Raw genomic sequence first — 19732 nt, forward strand, 5'->3', positions numbered from 1 at the left:
CACCCTCAGGATCGGCTCCGGGCATGCGAAGAACGCCACAACGCCACGGCGTTCCCCTCCACCGGCTCCGGCCGCAGTGGATCTGCGGCCTCCGGTCAGGAGTACGGGTCCTCGTGCCCCAGCTGGAGTTCGCGCTCCGTGCGCCCCCCGGCCGCGACCTGCAGCACCGTCGCCACGGGGGGATAGCCGGCGGCGATGACGGTGTACTCGCCGGACGACAGATCGACGAAGCGGAAGCTCCCCTCGGGGCCCGTGGTGAGAGTGTCGACGACGTTCCCCGCCGCGTCGAGCAGGGTCACCCGCGCGTCCTCCACGGGCCGCCCGCCGCCCGCGCGCACCGTGCCGCGCAGGACCGCGCCGCCGGCGAGTTCGATGTCCTGGCGGGTCTCCCGCGACGCCTGCACGCTCACGGGAAGTGCGGCCGGGCGGAAGGCCGGTGCGCTCGCCGCGAGGGTGTACTCCCCCGCCACCAGTTCGCCGATCACATAGCCGCCCTCCCGGCCGCTGCGGGTGGACGCCACGACCTCGCCGCGCACATCGGTCAGCGTCACCGCGGCGTCGCGCACGGGGGTTCCGTCGGCGGTGACCACGCTCCCGGCGAGCCGGCCGGCGCCCCCGAGAACGACGTCCAGGTCGACCGGCCGCTCGCCGACGGTGACGGACACGGCCTGCGGCTGGTGCCCACCGGCCGCGGCGATGAGGACGTACGAGCCGGATCCGGGGACGCTGAGAGCGTACCGTCCGTCCTCGCCGCTCGCCCCGCGTCCGATCTGCTGCCCCCGGACGTCGATGAGGGTGAGCGCGGCCCGGGGCACCGTGCTGCCGTCGTGGTGCCGGACCGTGCCGCAGACGGGTACTCCCGCGTTGGGGGCCGCCGGCGCGGGCGCCGGGGCGGAGGGCGCCGTGCGGGCGTGGGGCACGGACGTGGGTTCGGCGGCCGTGGGGGTGTTGTGGGTCACCAACGGTTTCTCCTTGAGGAAGAAGGCGAGGATCAGGCCGAGGACGAGCACCGGCACGAGGTAGAGGAAGATCCGCGGCATCGCGTCGGCGTACGCCTGGATGTAGCCGTCCCGCAGGGCGGGCGGCATCGCGTGCACGAGCTGCGGGGTGATGGCCTCTGCCTCGGGCACGCCCTCGGGGGTCGTGGGGATGCGTCCGGCCAGGGCGTCGGCGAGCCGGTCGGCGAAGAGGGTGCCGAAGACGGCCGCGCCGACGCTGCCGCCGATCTGGCGGAAGTAGTTGTTGGCGCTGGTCGCGGTGCCGAGGTCGGCGGGCGGTACGGAGTTCTGCACCGCCAGGACCAGCACCGGCAGCACCAGGCCCACACCGATGCCGAGGACCGCCTGCCACACCGAGTACGCGAACCGGGAGGTGTCGGTCTCCAGACCCGACAGCAGCCACATGCCGACGGCCGCCAGGGCGGTACCGGCCACCGGATGGGACTTGTAGTGACCGGTGCGGCTGATGAGGTGGCCCGACACGATCGAGGCGACGACGATGCCGCCCATCATGGGCAGCATCAGCAGCCCGGACTCGGTGGCGCTGGCACCGTCGACCATCTGCAGGAACGTGGGCAGATAGCCGGCCGCGCCGAAGAGGGCGACGCCGACCACGGCTCCCACGAGACCGGTGACGTTGAAGACCGAGTCGCGGAACAGCCGCAGGGGGATCACGGGTTCGGGCGCGTGGTGCTCGACGGCGAGGAACAGCAGGGTCGTTCCGGCGGCGCCCGCGGCAAGGGCGAGGATGACGCGCGAGTTCCAGGCGTACTCGGTGCCTCCCCAACTGGTCAGCAGGACGAGGCAGGTGGAAGCCGCGGCCAGGAGCAAAGCGCCGAGGACATCGAAACGGCCCCTCGCCGGCGGCTTGGGGAGCTTCAGCACGACGGCCACCACGGCGAGGGTGACGAGGCCGAACGGAACGTTGAAGTAGAAGCACCAGCGCCATGACACGTGATCGGTGAAGAAGCCGCCGAGCAGCGGCCCGGCGACCGAGGCGAGCCCGAAGGCAGCGCCGATGAGGCCCATGAACCGGCCGCGTTCCCTGGCCGGGACGATGTCGGCGATGATCGCCTGGACGCCGATGATCAGTCCGCCGGCGCCGATGCCCTGGACGGCCCGGAAGGCGATGAGCTCGTCCATCGTCCGGGACCAGCCCGCGAGGGCGGAGCCGGCGACGAACACGACGATGGCGAACTGGAAGACGCCCTTGCGGCCGTAGAGGTCACCGAGTTTTCCGTAGACCGGCAGTCCGATGGTGGCCGTGAGCAGATAGGCGGTGATCGCCCAGGACATGCGGTCCAGACCGTGGAGTTCGCCCACGATCCTCGGCAGCGCCGTGGCGACGATCATCTGCTCCAGGGCCGCGAGCAGCAGCGCGAGCAGCAGACCGAAGAACACGAGCCGGACCCGCCGGGGGCTGAGTGCGGCCGCGTCGCCGCCTCCGGCGGCGGGGGGTGCGGGGGGTCCGTGACGACCGGTCGCCACGGCGGTCTGCCCGTCCTTCACCAGAGTGATCCCGCCCACGTACTGCTCCCCTCGTCGCGGCTGCGCGGCGCCATTCTTCGCATTGCATGCCAAGACGGATCAAGCCGGACGCTTGCGTCGAGGAGGGGCGCAGTGCGGGCGGACGGGGACCCCGGGGGCGCACAACAGCGGCTCATCAGGCGCTTTTCTGTGCACCCGGTGTGCCGGGGGGCCCACGGAACCACGGGGAAAACCACTCGAAACGGTGACCCGAACGGGGGCGCGGCGGAGGGGAGTTCACCTCCGGACCGGATGAAGGACCCTCCGGATCCGCTCCCTTGGGATCCTTGTGACTCCCTCGGGGGGAGGGACGGCGTCGCGAGCGCGGCACCGCCCCTTCGCCCCGAAGAATCACCGCCCGAAAGGATCAGCCCTCAGGAGGGCCGGCGCTCAAGAGGGCCGGCGCCCGGTCGAGCGGTGCTCGAGATGCTCACTTCTCGACTTCGGCGGCGAGGTTCGCGAGCACCTCGTCGTGGATCCGGGCCAGGCCCCTGGGCGCGAAGGTGCGCTCGAAGAACCCGCCGATGCCACCAGCGCCGTTCCAGACGGTGGTGACCACGACCCGCGAGCGGCCCTCGCCGGCGGGCGTCACGGTCCAGGTGGTGACCATCGAGGAGTTGCGGTCCTTCTCGACGAGCTGACCGTCGGTCGGTTCGGTCACCTCGAGGAGGCAGTCACGGACGCGCTTGCTGGTGGCCTGGAGCTTCCAGTGGACGAGGGTGCCCTCGCCGTCGCCGCCCTCGCGCACCTGGTACTCGCTGAAGTGCCCGGGCAGGAGCTTCGCGCGGGTGTCCTTGTAGTCGGCCAGCGCGTCGAACACGGCCTCCGCGCCCCCCGCGACGATCCGTTCCGTCGTGGCCTCGACCTGCGCCATCGCTTCTCCTCCAACACTCGTTCCCTGCAGTGCCACCCAGCCAACCACCTCCGCCCCGGCCGCCCAAATTCGGGGTTGCGGCGATCAAGGGAACACATGTTCTATTCTGTGGTCAGTGCTACCGAGGAGGCGCCCATGCGCTGGGACAATCTCGCCGAGAACGGCCGGAACGCCACGGACCCCGACGGTTCGCCCCTGGCCGGGAGCCCCGCGCTCTTCGGTACGGACGCCGTGACCACCCGGACCTTCGACACACCGGAGTTCCGGGGGATGACCTTCCACGAGGTGCGGGCCCGCTCCGTCCTTAACCGGGTGCCCGGAGCCTCCCGGATGCCGTTCGAATGGACGGTGAACCCCTACCGCGGCTGCACACACGCCTGCGTGTACTGCTTCGCCCGCAAGACCCACAGCTATCTGGACCTCGACACCGGGCACGGATTCGACAGCCAGATCGTCGTCAAGATCAACGCCCCGGAGGTGCTGCGCCGTCAGCTGGCCTCCCGGCGCTGGCAGGGCGCGCACGTCGCCATGGGCACCAATGTCGACTGCTACCAGCGAGCGGAGGGGCGCTACCGGCTGATGCCCGGCATCATCGGCGCCCTGCGCGACCACGCCAACCCCTTCTCGATCCTCACCAAGGGCACGCTGATCCTGCGCGACCTGGATCTGCTGCGCCAGGCGGCGGACGTGACCGATGTCGGCATCTCCGTGTCGGTCGGCTTCACCGACCGCGAGCTGTGGCGGTCCGTGGAACCGGGCACGCCGGCACCGGAGCGGCGGCTCAACGTGGTCCGGGCGCTCGCGGACCACGGCATCGGTTGCGCGGTGCTGATGGCGCCGGTGATTCCCTTCCTCGGGGACCACCCGGACCAGCTGCGCGCGACCGTGCGGGCGGTCGCCTCGGCCGGGGCGACGTCCGTGACCCCGCTGGTGCTGCATCTGCGGCCCGGCGCGCGTGAGTGGTTCACGGCCTGGCTGGCGCGGGAACACCCGCACCTGGTGCGCCGATACGAACGGCTCTACGCGGAGGGCGCCTACGCCCCCAGGTGGTACCAGCGGCGGATCACCCGTCATGTGCACGAGCTGGCCACGGAATTCGGCATCGGTCCGGAGCGGCGGGGCGCGCGGAGGCGCGTTCCGACCCCGGCGGAGCCCTCCCTCGCCGAGCCCGCGGCCACCCAGCTCACCCTGCTCTGACCGCCGGCCGGGACGAGGGACGCCGGCCGCGGCGTGCCGGGCCCGACGACCGTCCGGACCGCCTGAAGCCGAACAGACACTCACCAAACGGGTCTTTTCCCAAAGAAACATGCCTCGCCGGTTGATATCGGGGAAATCTGTCCCGGGGCTCTGCCGTCCGGGCGCGCCCCGCCATCCCGGGAGGACATGTGAACAGACGGGCAGGAGTGCTGGTCGCCATGGGGGCGACGGTGGCCGGACTGGTGACCGGTGCGCCGTCCGCCGCGACCGCGGGCCCCGTGGCCCCGCACGCCGCGGCGCTGGAATGGGCCGGCTGCGCGACCGAGGAGCACCCGAGGCTCGAATGCGCCTCGCTCCAGGTGCCGCTGGACCACGACGACCCGCAGGGCACGAAGATCACGCTCGCGCTGTCGCGGATCCGGCACACGGCGAAGACCTTCCAGGGACCGCTGCTGGTCAACCCGGGCGGCCCGGGCGCCTCCGGCCTGAAGACCGCCGGGTTCGTCGCCGCCTCGCTGCCCGCCGGGCTGGCGGCGCAGTACGACGTGATCGGCTTCGACCCCCGCGGTGTGGGCAGGTCACGTCCGGCGCTCGACTGCCGTCCCGGGCACTTCGCGCCGGTACGCCCCGACTCGCTGCCGCTGGACCGGAAGACCGAGCTGGTCAACCTCTCCAGGGCCCGCTCCTTCGCCCTGGGCTGTGCGACCCGGCACGCCGAGCTGCTGCCCCACATGAGCACGGTCAGCATGGCGAAGGACCTGGACCTCGTCCGGCAGGCCCTGGGGGCCGCCAGGATCAACTATCTCGGGTACTCCTACGGCACCTACCTCGGAGCCGTGTACGCCAAGCACTTCCCCGGGCGAGTGCGACGCGCCGTGCTCGACTCCGTGGTCGCCCCGGACAGGGTCTGGTACCGCGCCAACCTGGCCCAGAACCTGGGATTCGACGCGCGCCACAAGGCGTTCACCGCCTGGGTGGCGAAACACCACACGACGTACCGGCTCGGCAGCGACCCGGCGCGGGTGGAGGCCGCGTGGTACGCGATGCGCGCCTCCCTCGCCGAGGCGCCCGTGGGGGGCGAGATCGGTCCGGCCGAGCTCGAGGACACCTTCCTGCCGGGCGGCTACTACAACGGCTTCTGGCCGTACCTCGCGGACGCCTTCGCGGCATTCGCCCGCGGCCGGGACACCGGGCCGCTGCTGGAGGTGTACCGGACCTTCGCCGCGGTCGACCGGGAGGGTGAGAACGCCTACTCCGTCTACGCGGCGGTGCAGTGCAGGGACGCCGCCTGGCCCCGTGACTGGGGCACGTGGCGCCTGGACAACCGGGCGGCCCACGCCAAGGCCCCGTTCTCCACCTGGAACAACGCCTGGTACAACGCCCCGTGTCTGTTCTGGCCCGTCGCGCCGCTCGACCGGACGGACGTCACCAACGACAAGGTGCCGCCGGTGCTGATCCTCCAGGCCACGGACGACGCGGCGACCCCGTACGAGGGGGCCGTCACCGTCCACCGCGCGCTGCGGGGTTCCCGGCTCGTCGTCGAGCAGGGCGGCGGCAACCACGCCACCTCGCTGAGCGGGAACGCCTGCATGGACCGCCATGTGACGGACTATCTGGCCACCGGGAAGCTCCCTCCGGCCGCGGCCACCGGCGAGGCGGACGCGTTCTGCGCGACGGGGCGGGAGCCGCAGCCGCTGAAGCCGGGGGTGCGCACGGGCGTGCCGGATGCGGACAGGGCGGGTGCCGCGCTGCACCGGCTCCTCGGTCACCGCAACTGACGTACCGGTCGATGTGGCGCCGCCCGGTTCTCCCGCCGGCGGTGCCGGGCCCGGCGACCCAGCACCGCCGGCGGGCGGCGCGCGGTCGGTGGCGTGCGCCAGGACGAGCCCGTGAACACGCGCCTCGCGCCTCCGGCCACGGGAGCGCCCCCGGGCCGATGGGGCGGAGGAGCCGTTCGAAGTGGACGGCGTCGCCGTGCCCGAGGCGCGTCACCGCAGGCGGCTGAGCGCCGCGGAGGCGGCGGCGGACAGGCGGGGGTGGGCCAGCGCGGACTCCAGGACCGGACGGGCGCGCTCGTCGGCGAGTGCGCCGAGCCCTTCCACGCAGGCCAGGGCGACGCGCCAGTGCGGGTCGCCGGGGACGAGTCTCCGGCCGAGGGTGGTGATGAGCGCCGGGGCGGACTCGGGGGCGCGCAGGGTGGTGAGGAGCCGTACGGGGACGAGGGCGTAGGCGACGCGCACTTCGTTGGTCGCGAGGGCGGCGGCGGCCGCCGCGGTACGGGGGTCGCCGAGCCTGCTCAGGGCGTGGGAGGCGGAGAGGCAGCGCTCCGGATCGCGGTGGTTGAGCAGCAGCACGAGCGGTTCGAAGGAACGGCGGTCACCGGCGCAGCCGAGCCGGAAAGCGGCTATCTCCCGCGCCCACAGCGGCAGTCGGGTCTGGGTCAGCACGGTGGCCAGGGCGTCGGGGTCCGCGATCGCGGTCAGTCGCCTGTGCAGTTCGTCGTCCGCCGGCCCGGTCAGCTCGCGGCGGGTGCGGCGGGTCAGATCCTCGAGATCCGCGTCCATGCGAGCAGCCTAGGGCGCGCGCCCGCGGCCGGTGGGGCTCTTCGCGGATCGCCCCCGGGCGGACGCGGACGCGCGATCTCCGGGCCCGCCGGGGGAGTGACGGCCCGGCCGTGGGCCCGCTCACCCGCGCGACGCGGCCCCGCCGACGCCCGGCGCCGGACGCCCCGGCCGTGGGCCCGCTCCCTGCACGCGCCGCGGCCCGGGCGCCGTGCCCCACGGCCACCCGGCACCCCGAGCACGCCGTGCCCCCGCCCCCGCAGAGATCGGCACAGCGCACGCCGCACGCCCGGCGCGCGCCGGAACCGCGGACCGGCCCGGCTCCGGCCACCCCGCGGACGAGCCCTGTCGTTCCGACCGGCGCGGTTCACTCCGTGGCGGCGCAGATCACATCCACGCAGGGCTGGCGCGCTCGTTACCCGCGAGTTAATCTCATGTGAGCGGGCAACACCCGCTCTGCTCTCGGCGGCCTGGTGACGCAGCCGCTCGGGGGTGACTCCCAGGCCCCACGGCCGGGGAGAGCCAGTCGGTTCGGCAGTTCAGTACGGCGTGACTCCGGGACAGGGTCCGTCGCCATCCTCATCGCGACACGCACTCTGCGCGTGCCGCGCGCCCCCTCCGGTCCGCGGACGCGGACCGCCCTCGGCGCCCTGCGGCACGTACGCCCTCCCTCAGTCGTCACTCACTCCTGGAGTCCCGTGATGGACACCCCTCTCTCCACCATCGCCGTCGTCGGTCTCGGCACCATGGGCACCGGTATCGCCGAGGTGCTCGCCCGCGCCGGGCGTGAGGTCATCGGCATCGACGTCAGCGAGACCGCCGCGCGCCACGCCGTCACCGCCCTCGAAGCTTCCACCGCGCGCGCCGTGCAGCGCGAGCGCATCACCGAGGGGGAGCGGCGGAACGTCCTGGCCCGTTTCCGCACCTTCTCCGACCTCCAGGCGGCGGCCGAGGCCGACCTCGTGATCGAGGTCGTTCCCGAGTCGTACGAGCTGAAGCAGCAGGTCTTCCGGGAACTCGACGCCGTCGTCCGCCCCGGGACGATCCTCGCCACCGGCACCAACGCGCTGTCCGTGACCCGGCTCGCCGCCGACTCGGCGCACCCCGAGCGGGTTCTCGGCATGCACTTCTTCAACCCGGCCCCCGCGATGCGCCTGGTCGAGGTCGTCTCCTCGGTGCTGACCGCGCCGCAGGCGGTGGAGGCCGTCACCGCGCTCGCCCGCGACCTCGGCAAGGAGCCGGTCGCCGTCGGCGACCGCCCCGGATTCGTCGCGGACGGGCTGCTCTTCGGGTACCTCAACCAGGGCCGCCGCCATGTACGAGGCGAAGTACGCCTCCCGTGAGGACATCGACGCCGCGATGAAGCTCGGCTGCGGGCTGCCGATGGGCCCGCTGGCGCTGCTCGACCTGATCGGCATCGACACGGCCCGCACCGTCCTCGAGGCCATGTACGCCGAGTCCCACGACCGGCTGCACGCTCCCGCGCCGATCCTGAAGCAGCTCAGCGAGGCGGGGCTGACCGGCCGCAAGTCGGGCCGCGGCTTCTACACCTACGAGGCCCCGGACAGCGGCACGGTCGTCCGCGACGCCCTGACGCCGCTGGAGACCGCCCAGTCCGCCGGCGGCCGCCCCGTGCGTTCGGTCGGCGTGGCCGGTTCCGGCACGATGGCCGGCGGGATCGCGGAGGTGTTCGCGAAGGCCGGTTACGACGTGGTCCTCGCCGCTCGCAGCCAGGAGAAGGCGGAGACCGCCAAGTCCCGTATCGCCAAGTCGCTTTCGCGCTCCGTCGACAAGGGCCGGCTGACCGCCGAGGCCCGGGACGAGACGCTGGCGCGGATCACTCCGGCCGGGTCGCTGGACGCCTTCGCGGAGGTCGATCTGGCCCTGGAGGCCGTCGCGGAGGACCTCGAGGTCAAGCAGCAGCTGTTCGCGACGCTCGACAAGATCTGCAAGCCGGGCGCGGTCCTCGCCACCACGACGTCCTCACTGCCCGTCGTCGCCTGCGCCCGCGCCACCTCGCGTCCCCAGGACGTCATCGGGATGCACTTCTTCAACCCGGCCCCGGCGATGAAGCTCGTCGAGGTGGTCCGCACGGTCCTGACCTCGGACGACGTCCACGCCACGGTCCGCGGGGTGACGGCGAGGATCAAGAAGCACCCCGTCGACTGCGGTGACCGCGCCGGCTTCATCGTGAACGCCCTGCTGTTCCCGTACCTGAACAACGCGATCAAGATGGTGGAGGAGCACTACGCGACCCTCGACGACATCGACGCGGCGATGAAGCTCGGCGGCGGATACCCGATGGGGCCCTTCGAACTGCTCGACGTGGTCGGTCTCGACGTCTCCCTCGCCATCGAGAAGGTGCTGCACCGGGAGTTCCGCGACCCGGGTCTGGCCCCGGCGCCGCTGCTCGAGCACCTCGTGGCCGCGGGCTGCCTCGGCCGCAAGACGGGCCGCGGCTTCCGCGAATATGCCCGGCGCTGATTCCGGCCGCGCGAACCGAGCGGGCGGCCGACGGCGGGGAGCGTGGGTCGAGGAGCGGGTCGACGGCCCAGTCCGGCAAGGCGGAGGAGGAGAGCGCCGGCGTCCCCTCCCGTACCCGAAGGGCGATCGGGAAGGCGCTGCGCGCGACGACGCAGCCGGGCGGCAGCCATCGGCCCGCGACTCCGCGGACCCCGGCGTCGGCCGCCCGGCCTGGGGCGGGCTGCTGGACGGAGCGGGCGGCCCGCCCCTGGAGGCGCAGCCCCCTGCGCAGATGCAGTACGTTCAGGGCATGTCCCAGCCCGCTGACGCCCACCGACGCACCTCCCGGAACTCCGCCGCGCCCGCGACGTCCGACGCCCCCGAGAGCGCCGCAGGCAGCCGCGCCGCCGCCCAGCGGCTCAAGATGCGCCGGGAGCTGGCGGCGGCCGCGATGGAATTGTTCGCGACCAAGGGGTACGAGGCGACGACCGTCGACGAGATCGCCGCGGCGGCCGGGGTCGCCCGGCGCACCTTCTTCCGGCACTTCCGCTCCAAGGAAGAGGCGATCTTCCCCGACCACGACGACACGCTCGTGCGGGCCGAGGCCGTGCTGAACGCCGCTCCGGCCCATGAGCACCCGCTCGACACGGTGTGCCGGGGCATCAAGGAAGTCATGAGGATGTACGCGGCGTCCCCGGCGGTGTCCGTCGAGCGGTACCGACTGACCCGCGAGGTACCGACGCTGCGGGAGCGGGAGATCGCCTCGGTGGCCCGCTACGAGCGGCTTTTCACCCGCTATCTGCTGGGCCACTTCGACGAGCGCGACCACCACGCCGGCAACGACGATCCGCTGCTGGCCGAAGTCGCGGCGTCCGCGGTGGTCACCGCGCACAACCATGTGCTGAGGCGCTGGCTGCGGGCGGGCGGCCAGGGCGACGTGGAGGCTCAGCTCGACCACGCCTTCGCCATCGTCCGCGAGACGTTCGGCTCCGGTATCGGCGCGGGCCGCGCCGGGGCGGAACGCGCCCCCGCCCCCGCCGCCGCGCAGGTGCGGACGGGCGACGAGGTCCTGGTCGCGGTGGCCCGCACGGACGCCCCGCTGCCCGAGGTGATGCGCACGATCGAGGAAGCGCTGCGCCGCCGCTGACGGCGTCATGCCGGGCGGCCCGCCGGACGACGTCGACCGAGCGGACGGGCCGCCCGGCGGAGCCGTTGCGCTCCGGAGCGTGGGGTTCCGCCGGCTCAGGGACGTCAGCCCCCTCGCCTTGGCTCGAACCCCGCCCTCCGGACGGGGGCGGCGAACCCGGCTCCGCACCTGACCACAGGCCGAGGGCGGCGGACCCGGCTCCGGCAATCTGATCACAGGCCGGGCACGGCCCGGCACGCTCAGGCCGCGCGGGAACCGGGACACGGCGCCGGCCGCGCGGGGGCTCGCCGGTGCGAACCGGCCGGAGGCCCGCCCGGCCGTGGCACGGGGGCGGCGTGGCACGCGGGGCGGGACCGCCGGCCCCTCCCTCCCCACGAACACGGCTGCGAGCGGCACGAGTTCCGCTGCCCGACGGGCCCGAGGCCGTCCCCGGGCTCGTATCACCGCCGGTGCGCTGCCCGGCCGCCCGGCCGCGGAGCGCACCGACGGACACGCGAAGCCGGGTGGCCGTCCATCGCCGGGCAGACCCCGGCGGTGACCGATGCGGGTCCGGCCGGGAGCGCGAGGACGGCACCGAGGCCAGGGGTGCGTCCATGACATAGACCACAACGCGATCACCGAACGGACACGGGTGGGCACTCCGCGCAGGCCCAGCCCCTCCCAGCGGGTCGTTTGCGCAGGTCAGACCTTAAATTCGATCGATCATCGCTCATGCGTGACGCGGAGATTGCATGTGAGTGAAATTGTTGGCACGCAGTGTCTTGCGGGCTGGCACGGCGTGCCATACGTTGAAGTTGTCCGGGCGGCCGGCGTGCAGAGAACTCTCGTACGCCGGCTGTCCCCGCAAGCCACCCGGCTCGCGCGCCCGGACGCCTGCGTCACAGGCAACCTCCCGCGCACACCAGCGCTGCCGGCACCACCCGCCGAACCGACGGCACACCTCCACAGAAGCAGCACTCCCCGACGTTCCCCTCAGCGCTCTCGTCCGCGAGACGCCTCCCCCGCCCCCGGGCCGGGGAGACACCATTCGCCGGAGGCACACCGTGAAGGAAATCCTGGACGCGATCCAGTCGCCGGACTCCACGTCCGCCGACTTCGCCGCACTGCCGCTCCCCGAGTCGTACCGGGCGGTCACCGTGCACAAGGACGAGACCGAGATGTTCGCGGGACTCACCACGCGCGAGAAGGACCCGCGCAAGTCCCTGCACCTCGACGAGGTCCCGGTCCCCGAGCTCGGGCCCGGCGAGGCCCTGGTGGCCGTCATGGCCAGCTCGGTGAACTACAACTCCGTGTGGACCTCGATCTTCGAGCCGCTGTCGACCTTCGGCTTCCTGGAGCGCTACGGCCGGCTCTCCGAGCTCACCAAGCGCCACGACCTGCCGTACCACATCATCGGCTCCGACCTCGCGGGCGTGGTGCTGCGCACCGGCCCGGGCGTCAACGCCTGGAACCCGGGCGACGAGGTCGTCGCGCACTGCCTCTCCGTCGAGCTGGAGTCGTCGGACGGCCACAACGACACGATGCTCGACCCCGAGCAGCGCATCTGGGGCTTCGAGACCAACTTCGGCGGACTCGCCGAGATCGCACTGGTGAAGTCCAACCAGCTGATGCCGAAGCCCAAGCACCTCAGCTGGGAGGAGGCCGCGGCCCCCGGCCTGGTCAACTCCACCGCCTACCGCCAGCTCGTCTCGCGGAACGGCGCGGCGATGAAGCAGGGCGACAACGTCCTGATCTGGGGCGCCAGCGGCGGTCTCGGCTCGTACGCCACCCAGTTCGCGCTGGCCGGCGGCGCCAACCCGATCTGTGTCGTCTCCAGCGAGCAGAAGGCCGACATCTGCCGGTCCATGGGCGCCGAGGCGATCATCGACCGCAGCGCCGAGGGCTACAAGTTCTGGAAGGACGAGCGGACCCAGGACCCGAAGGAGTGGAAGCGCTTCGGCAAGCGCATCCGCGAGTTCACCGGCGGCGAGGACATCGACATCGTCTTCGAGCACCCGGGACGCGAGACCTTCGGCGCGAGCGTCTACGTCACCCGCAAGGGCGGCACCATCACCACCTGCGCCTCGACCTCGGGCTACATGCACGAGTACGACAACCGCTACCTGTGGATGTCGCTGAAGCGCATCATCGGCTCCCACTTCGCCAACTACCGCGAGGCCTGGGAGGCCAACCGCCTCATCGCCAAGGGCAAGATCCACCCCACCCTGTCGAAGACGTACTCGCTGGAGGACACGGGTCAGGCAGCCCACGACGTCCACCGCAACGTGCACCAGGGCAAGGTCGGCGTGCTCTGCCTGGCGCCCGAGGAGGGCCTGGGCGTGCGCGACGAGGAGATGCGCGCCAGGCACCTCGACGCCATCAACCGCTTCCGGAACATCTGAGTCAGAGGTCCATCAGATGACAGAGCGTCAGAAGGACCGGCCGTGGCTCATGCGCACGTACGCCGGTCACTCCACGGCCGAGGCGTCCAACGAGCTGTACCGGCGCAACCTCGCCAAGGGCCAGACCGGTCTGTCGGTCGCGTTCGACCTGCCGACGCAGACCGGCTACGACCCCGACCACGTCCTCGCCCGCGGCGAGGTCGGCCGGGTCGGGGTGCCGGTCTCGCACCTCGGTGACATGCGGCGGCTGTTCCAGGACATCCCCCTGGAGCAGATGAACACCTCGATGACCATCAACGCCACCGCCATGTGGCTGCTGGCGCTCTACCAGGTGGTCGCGGAGGAGCAGGGCGCCGACGTCACCAGGCTCCAGGGGACGACGCAGAACGACATCGTCAAGGAGTACCTGTCGCGCGGGACGCACGTCTTCCCGCCCGGTCCGTCGCTGCGTCTGACCACCGACATGATCACCTACACGGTGGCGAACATCCCCAAGTGGAACCCGATCAACATCTGCAGCTACCACCTGCAGGAGGCCGGGGCCACACCCGTCCAGGAGATCGCCTACGCGATGTCCACGGCGATAGCCGTCCTGGACGCGGTGCGCGACTCCGGCCAGGTGCCGCAGGAGAAGTTCGGCGACGTCGTCGCCCGGATCTCCTTCTTCGTGAACGCGGGCGTCCGCTTCATCGAGGAGATGTGCAAGATGCGCGCCTTCGGCCGTATCTGGGAGAAGATCACGAGCGAGCGCTACGGCATCGAGAACGCCAAGCAGCGGCGCTTCCGCTACGGCGTCCAGGTCAACTCGCTCGGCCTGACCGAGGCCCAGCCGGAGAACAACGTGCAGCGCATCGTCCTCGAGATGCTGGCCGTGACGCTCTCCAAGGACGCCCGCGCCCGCGCGGTCCAGCTCCCGGCCTGGAACGAGGCCCTCGGCCTGCCCCGCCCCTGGGACCAGCAGTGGTCGCTGCGCATCCAGCAGGTCCTCGCCCACGAGAGCGACCTGCTGGAGTACGAGGACATCTTCGCCGGCTCGCACGTGATCGAGGCCAAGGTGGACGCCCTCGTGGCGGACTCGCTCGCCGAGATCGAGCGCATCCAGGAGATGGGCGGCGCCATGGCGGCCGTCGAGTCCGGCTACCTGAAGTCGCAGCTGGTGTCCTCGCACGCCGAGCGGCGGGCCCGGATCGAGGCCGGCGACGAGAAGATCGTCGGCGTCAACGTCTTCGAGACGACCGAGCCCAACCCGCTCACCGCGGACCTCGACACCGCGATCATGACGGTGGACCCCGCGAACGAGGCCCGGGTCGTGGCCAAGCTCCACGAGTGGCGCGACAACCGGGACGAGAGCCGCGCCCAGAACGCCCTGGCCGCGCTCAAGGCCGCGGCCGCGGGCGACGCCAACCTGATGGCCGCCACGGTCGAGTGCGCCCGCGCCGGCGTCACCACCGGCGAGTGGGCCTGGGCACTGCGGGACGTCTTCGGCGAGTTCCGTGCCCCGACCGGGGTGTCCTCGGCCCCGGTGGCCGTCGCCGCCGAGGCGGGAACACCGCTCGCCCTGGTCCGGGAGAAGGTGTCCCGAACCGCCGACGAGCTCGGCTCGGGCCGGCTGCGGCTGCTGGTCGGCAAGCCGGGTCTGGACGGGCACTCCAACGGCGCGGAGCAGATCGCCGTACGCGCGCGCGACGCGGGCTTCGAGGTGGTCTACCAGGGCATCCGGCTCACGCCCGAGCAGATCGTCGGCGCCGCCCTCGCCGAGGACGTGCACTGCGTGGGCCTGTCGATCCTGTCCGGCTCGCACGCCGAGCTCGTGCCGGACGTGCTGGAGCGTCTGCGTGAGGCGGGCGCCGCCGACATCCCGGTGGTCGTCGGCGGGATCATCCCGAACGGCGACGCCGAGGAACTGAGGCGTGCGGGTGTGGCCGCCGTCTTCACCCCGAAGGACTTCGGCATCACGGAGATCATCGGCCGTATCGTCGACGAGATCCGCCAAGCGAACAAGCTCGACCCCCTGGAGGTCCCCGCATGACAAGCCCCGTCAACCGGCTGCGCCCGCGCCGCTCCTGCCTCGCGGTGCCCGGTTCGAACCCGCGCTTCCTGGAGAAGGCCCAGGGGCTGCCTGCCGACCAGGTCTTCCTGGACCTCGAGGACGCCTGTGCCCCGCTCGCCAAGCCGGAGGCCCGGCACACCATCGTCAAGTTCCTCAACGAGGGCGACTGGACGGGCAAGACCCGCGTCGTGCGGGTGAACGACTGGACGACCCAGTGGACCTACCGGGACGTCGTCACGGTCGTCGAGGGCGCCGGGCAGAACCTCGACTGCATCATGCTGCCGAAGGTCCAGGACGCCCAGCAGGTCGTCGCCCTCGACCTGCTGCTGACGCAGATCGAGAAGACGATGGGCTTCGAGGTCGGCAAGATCGGCATCGAGGCGCAGATCGAGAACGCCCAGGGCCTCAACAACGTCAACGCGATCGCCCAGGCGTCGCCGCGCGTCGAGACGATCATCTTCGGCCCGGCCGACTTCATGGCCTCGATCAACATGAAGTCCCTGGTCGTCGGCGAGCAGCCGCCCGGCTACCCGGCGGACGCCTACCACTACATCCTGATGAAGATCCTCATGGCCGCCCGCGCCAACAATCTGCAGGCGATCGACGGCCCCTACCTGCAGATCCGCAACATCGACGGATACCGCGAGGTCGCGCAGCGCGCCGCCGCGCTGGGCTTCGACGGCAAGTGGGTGCTGCACCCGGGCCAGGTGGAGGCGTCCAACGAGATCTTCTCCCCCTCCCAGGAGGACTACGACCACGCCGAGCTGATCCTGGACGCGTACGAGTACTACACGTCCGAGGCCGGCGGGAAGAAGGGCTCGGCGATGCTCGGCGACGAGATGATCGACGAGGCCAGCCGCAAGATGGCCCTGGTCATCTCCGGCAAGGGCCGCGCGGCCGGCATGGCCCGTACCTCGAAGTTCGAAGCCCCGGAGGCGTGAGCACCATGCAGTTCGGACGCACGTACGAGGAGTTCGAGGTCGGGGCGGTCTACAAGCACTGGCCCGGGAAGACGGTCACGGAGTACGACGACCACCTCTTCTGTCTTCTGACGATGAACCACCACCCCCTCCACATGGACACGAACTATGCGGAGAAGACGACGGATTTCGGGAAGAACGTCGTCGTGGGCAACTACATCTACTCGCTGCTGCTCGGCATGTCCGTGCCGGACGTGTCGGGCAAGGCCATCGCCAACCTGGAGATCGAGTCGCTGCGGCACGTGGCGCCGACCTTCCACGGCGACACGATCTACGGCGAGACGACCGTCCTCGACAAGACCCCGTCCAGGTCGAAGAACGACCGCGGGATCGTCCACGTCGAGACCAAGGGCTACAAGCAGGACGGCACGCTCGTGTGCGTGTTCCGCCGCAAGGTGATGGTCCCCACCGAGACGTACATCAAGGAGCGCGGCGGCGAGCAGCCCGGCCGGCCGGAGCTGATCGAGCCCCCGAAGAAGGCGGAGAAGTAGAAATGGCCCGACTCGCCCAGACCGCCGGTCTGACCGACGTCCAGCAGGAGATCCTCTCGACGGTCCGCGACTTCGTCGACAAGGAGATCATCCCGGTCGCCACCGAGCTGGAGCACCGCGACGAGTACCCGCAGCAGATCGTCGACGGCCTCAAGGAGCTGGGGCTCTTCGGTCTGATGATCCCCGAGGAGTACGGGGGCCTGGGCGAGTCCCTGCTCACGTACGCGCTGTGCGTGGAGGAGATCGCCCGCGGCTGGATGTCCGTCTCGGGCATCATCAACACGCACTTCATCGTGGCGTACATGCTCAAGCAGCACGGCACCCAGGAGCAGAAGGACCACTTCCTGCCCCGGATGGCGGCCGGCGAGGTGCGGGGCGCGTTCTCCATGTCCGAGCCGGGGCTCGGCTCGGATGTGTCGGCCATCACGTCGAAGGCGGTGAAGGACGGCGACGAGTACGTCCTGAACGGCCAGAAGATGTGGCTGACGAACGGCGGAACGTCGACGCTCGTGGCCGTTCTGGTCCGGAGTGACGAAGGACACCCGGAGGGTACGGCCCCGCACAAGTCGATGACGACCTTCCTCGTCGAGAAGGAGCCCGGCTTCGGGGAGGTGCGGCCCGGCCTCACCATCCCCGGCAAGATCGACAAGATGGGCTACAAGGGCGTCGACACGACCGAGCTCATCATGGACGGACTGCGCATTCCGGCCAATCGCGTCCTCGGCGGCACCACCGGCCGGGGGTTTTACCAAATGATGGACGGAGTCGAGGTCGGCCGCGTCAATGTGGCGGCACGTGGCTGCGGCGTCGCTCAGCGTGCCTTCGAACTGGGTGTCGGGTACGCCCAGCAACGTCACACTTTCGGCAAGCCGATCGCCCAGCACCAGGCCATCCAGTTCAAGCTCGCGGAGATGGCTACCAAGGTCGAGGCGGCCCATGCGATGATGGTCAACGCAGCCCGCAAAAAGGACTCCGGGGAGCGAAACGACCTGGAGGCCGGGATGGCGAAGTACCTCGCCTCCGAGTACTGCAAGGAAGTCGTCGAGGACGCCTTCCGGATCCACGGCGGTTACGGCTTCTCCAAGGAGTACGAGATCGAGCGCCTCTACCGGGAGGCCCCGATGCTGCTGATCGGCGAGGGTACCGCCGAGATCCAGAAAATGATCATCGGGCGCCGACTGCTCGAGGAATACCGCTTCCAGGGCTGAATGGGGCTTTTGAGTCGGTTCGGCCGCGAAGAAGATCACAATCCGGCAGCCTTTGCCGAAGGCTTCCGGCCGACCGACTCGGCTTCTGGCTTTCCCAGTTGCGGCCCGTAACCGATAACATCGCCAGAAAGCCGCCGTCCCCCTTGTTGCCAGCGCGGCATCATCCGCTACGAAGGTCATCCATGCCCCACAGCCAAACCTCTGCACCTCGCGGCCGCGTCCGCCTCGCGCGCGGAGCATCGCCGTGGCTCCTCCCGACCGTCGCGACCGCGGCACTCAGCCTGGCGCGTGCGCGCCGGTCGAGGCGTGCCGCGGCCATCGCCGTGCCCACCACCGCACTCGCGGCGGGCATGCTGTGGTTCTTCCGCGACCCCGAGCGTGAGATCGCCCAGGGACGGGTCATCTCCCCGGCCGACGGCGTGGTGCAGAGCATCATGCCGTGGAAGGACGGGCGCACCCGTGTCGCCATCTTCATGAGCCCGCTGAACGTCCACGTCAACCGTGCCCCGCTCGCCGGCACGGTCACCTCCGTCGAGCACGTGCCCGGCGGTTTCGTTCCGGCGTTCAACAAGGAGAGCGAGAACAACGAGCGCGTCGTCTGGCACTTCGACACCGAACTCGGTGACATCGAGATGATCCAGATCGCCGGCGCCGTGGCGCGCCGCATCGTTCCTTACGTCCCGCAGGGCACCAAGGTCGAGCAGGGTGAGCGCATCGGCCTCATCCGCTTCGGCTCGCGCGTCGACATCTACCTCCCGGAGGGTGTCGAGGCCGGGGTCGAAGTCGGTCAGGTCACGACCGCGGGGGTGACTCGCATTGACCGTGATTGATCCCGACACACAGGCGGGCTGGGTCGACGGGACCGAGCCCGGCTCGGGGACGGCGGACGACGCGGAGGAGATGCCCCTCTCGCTGCGGCTGTCGATAGCCGACACCCTCACTCTCGGTAACGCCACGTGCGGTTTCATGGCGGTGTACTTCACCACCACCGGAATCCTGATCCCGCACCTCGTCGGCAGCGGCGAGAGCGGCATGGCGCGGCACTCCGCCGCGACCGCGGTGATCCTCATGCTGTGCGCCGCCGTCTTCGACCTGTTCGACGGTCTCGTGGCGCGCAAGCTGCGCAGCAGCCCCATGGGCGCCGAGCTGGACAACCTCTCGGACCTGATCAGCTTCGGACTGGCCCCGGCGTACTTCGTCCTTGTCTACGGCATGGTCGCCGACGACGCCCACCAGAAGGTCTCGGCGGTGGCCGCGATCGTGGTGCTGCTGGCGGTCGTGCTGCGTCTGGCCAGATTCTCGTGCGTGACGATGAAGGACGGCATGTTCCAGGGCATGCCGAGCCCCTTCGGCGCGCTGACGGTCGTGTCGATCGTGCTGCTCGAGCTGCCGTTCATCCCGACGCTGCTCGCGATCATCGGCGCGGCCTGGCTGATGGTGAGCCGGGTCGAGTACCCGAAGCCGCGGGGCAAGCTGGCGGTCGCGATGCTCAGCTGGATCGTGGGGGCGATGGGCCTGCTCGCGGCGTGGGCGTTCGACGCGCCGGGAGGCCAGCTGCTGCTGCAGACCGGCTGTGCGCTGCAGATCGTGCTGGCGGCGACGATCCCGCTGTTCGCGACGGCACGGCGGGTGAACACCTTCCGGGACAACCGGCGCGAGGCGCGGGCCTCGGCACAGCTTCCGTAGCGGTTCCTCCAAGGGCGTGGCACAGGGCCCGGGGCGTATGCCCCGGGCCCTGTGCCGCGTGCGCAGGGGCCCTGTGCCGTGTGCAGGGGCCGTGCGCGGGGCCGGGGGCGGCTCGCGGCCGACGGGGCGCCCGGGGTGCGGGGCGTCCCGGGGGACCCGGTGCAGACGC

General features: G+C 71.2%; 13 protein-coding genes and 2 pseudogenes. 12 read left to right on the forward strand and 3 right to left on the reverse strand.

All coding sequences use genetic code 11. The annotated features are described in order from the left end of the window. Window positions 1-95: 95 nt before the first annotated feature. Together O7595_RS05060 and O7595_RS05065 are read right to left on the reverse strand one after the other, a co-directional pair. Window positions 96-2525 carry an MFS transporter gene (locus O7595_RS05060; RefSeq protein WP_269727520.1) on the reverse strand — a complete coding sequence of 810 codons (2430 nt, stop codon included), beginning with the start codon at window positions 2523-2525 and terminating at the stop codon, window positions 96-98. A 430-nt stretch (window positions 2526-2955) separates the two neighbouring features. Then, window positions 2956-3399 carry an SRPBCC family protein gene (locus O7595_RS05065; RefSeq protein WP_269727521.1) on the reverse strand — a complete coding sequence of 148 codons (444 nt, stop codon included), beginning with the start codon at window positions 3397-3399 and terminating at the stop codon, window positions 2956-2958. 135 nt (window positions 3400-3534) lie between these two features. Here O7595_RS05065 and O7595_RS05070 point away from each other — a divergent pair, with 135 nt between their 5' ends. The 3 genes and pseudogenes from O7595_RS05070 to O7595_RS33815 all read left to right on the forward strand — a co-directional run. Continuing rightward, a complete protein-coding gene (locus O7595_RS05070; RefSeq protein ID WP_269727522.1) occupies window positions 3535-4596 on the forward strand; it encodes an Rv2578c family radical SAM protein in 1062 nt (353 codons plus the stop codon). A gap of 188 nt (window positions 4597-4784) precedes the next feature. Then, window positions 4785-6374, forward strand: a complete 1590-nt coding sequence (locus O7595_RS05075) for an alpha/beta hydrolase (RefSeq protein ID WP_269727523.1) — start codon at window positions 4785-4787, stop codon at window positions 6372-6374. 118 nt (window positions 6375-6492) lie between these two features. Then, window positions 6493-6600 (forward strand): annotated as a pseudogene (locus O7595_RS33815) (GNAT family N-acetyltransferase); the annotation flags it as partial. Here O7595_RS33815 and O7595_RS05080 read toward each other — a convergent pair. Beyond that, complete coding sequence (locus O7595_RS05080; RefSeq protein WP_269727524.1) at window positions 6585-7160, reverse strand: HEAT repeat domain-containing protein; 576 nt, start codon at window positions 7158-7160, stop codon at window positions 6585-6587. The pseudogene O7595_RS33815 and the gene O7595_RS05080 sit on opposite strands and share 16 nt — an antisense overlap. Before the next feature lie 698 nt (window positions 7161-7858). Between O7595_RS05080 and O7595_RS05085 the strand changes: the two are divergent. The 9 genes and pseudogenes from O7595_RS05085 to pssA all read left to right on the forward strand — a co-directional run bounded on the left by O7595_RS05085 (window position 7859) and on the right by pssA (window position 19563). Continuing rightward, a pseudogene (locus O7595_RS05085) lies at window positions 7859-9641 on the forward strand (3-hydroxyacyl-CoA dehydrogenase family protein). A gap of 271 nt (window positions 9642-9912) precedes the next feature. Beyond that, window positions 9913-10767 (forward strand): TetR family transcriptional regulator, encoded by an 855-nt coding sequence (locus O7595_RS05090; protein WP_269727525.1) that lies wholly within the window; start codon window positions 9913-9915, stop codon window positions 10765-10767. A gap of 1043 nt (window positions 10768-11810) precedes the next feature. Then, window positions 11811-13148: a crotonyl-CoA carboxylase/reductase gene (ccrA, locus tag O7595_RS05095; protein ID WP_269727526.1), complete on the forward strand. Its 1338-nt coding sequence runs from the start codon at window positions 11811-11813 to the stop codon at window positions 13146-13148. Between the two features lie 16 nt (window positions 13149-13164). Further along, entirely contained in the window at window positions 13165-15177 is a 2013-nt protein-coding gene (locus tag O7595_RS05100; protein ID WP_269727527.1) for a protein meaA, read from the forward strand. Beyond that, window positions 15174-16139 carry an HpcH/HpaI aldolase/citrate lyase family protein gene (locus O7595_RS05105; protein ID WP_138052217.1) on the forward strand — a complete coding sequence of 322 codons (966 nt, stop codon included), beginning with the start codon at window positions 15174-15176 and terminating at the stop codon, window positions 16137-16139. The genes O7595_RS05100 and O7595_RS05105 overlap by 4 nt, the downstream gene beginning before the upstream one ends. 5 nt (window positions 16140-16144) lie before the next feature. Beyond that, entirely contained in the window at window positions 16145-16669 is a 525-nt protein-coding gene (locus O7595_RS05110; protein ID WP_269732369.1) for a MaoC family dehydratase, read from the forward strand. Window positions 16670-16671: 2 nt separating this feature from the next. Beyond that, window positions 16672-17877 carry an acyl-CoA dehydrogenase family protein gene (locus O7595_RS05115; RefSeq protein ID WP_269727528.1) on the forward strand — a complete coding sequence of 402 codons (1206 nt, stop codon included), beginning with the start codon at window positions 16672-16674 and terminating at the stop codon, window positions 17875-17877. Between the two features lie 182 nt (window positions 17878-18059). Continuing rightward, a complete protein-coding gene (locus O7595_RS05120; protein WP_269727529.1) occupies window positions 18060-18707 on the forward strand; it encodes a phosphatidylserine decarboxylase in 648 nt (215 codons plus the stop codon). Continuing rightward, entirely contained in the window at window positions 18694-19563 is an 870-nt protein-coding gene (gene pssA, locus O7595_RS05125) for a CDP-diacylglycerol--serine O-phosphatidyltransferase (protein WP_269727530.1), read from the forward strand. Before O7595_RS05120 ends, pssA begins: the two co-directional genes overlap by 14 nt. Window positions 19564-19732: the final 169 nt, after the last annotated feature.

The organism is Streptomyces sp. WMMC940 (assembly GCF_027460265.1).
Taxonomy (GTDB): Bacteria; Actinomycetota; Actinomycetes; order Streptomycetales; family Streptomycetaceae; genus Streptomyces.

Coding starts and splice junctions, on each gene's coding strand:
- O7595_RS05065 (WP_269727521.1), bottom strand. CDS start 3,399: ATGGCGCAGGTCGAGGCCACGACGGAACGGATCGTCGCGGGGGGCGCG.
- O7595_RS05080 (WP_269727524.1), bottom strand. CDS start 7,160: ATGGACGCGGATCTCGAGGATCTGACCCGCCGCACCCGCCGCGAGCTG.
- O7595_RS05105 (WP_138052217.1), top strand. CDS start 15,174: ATGACAAGCCCCGTCAACCGGCTGCGCCCGCGCCGCTCCTGCCTCGCG.
- O7595_RS05120 (WP_269727529.1), top strand. CDS start 18,060: ATGCCCCACAGCCAAACCTCTGCACCTCGCGGCCGCGTCCGCCTCGCG.
- O7595_RS05110 (WP_269732369.1), top strand. CDS start 16,145: ATGCAGTTCGGACGCACGTACGAGGAGTTCGAGGTCGGGGCGGTCTAC.
- O7595_RS05115 (WP_269727528.1), top strand. CDS start 16,672: ATGGCCCGACTCGCCCAGACCGCCGGTCTGACCGACGTCCAGCAGGAG.
- O7595_RS05090 (WP_269727525.1), top strand. CDS start 9,913: ATGCAGTACGTTCAGGGCATGTCCCAGCCCGCTGACGCCCACCGACGC.
- O7595_RS05100 (WP_269727527.1), top strand. CDS start 13,165: ATGACAGAGCGTCAGAAGGACCGGCCGTGGCTCATGCGCACGTACGCC.
- O7595_RS05070 (WP_269727522.1), top strand. CDS start 3,535: ATGCGCTGGGACAATCTCGCCGAGAACGGCCGGAACGCCACGGACCCC.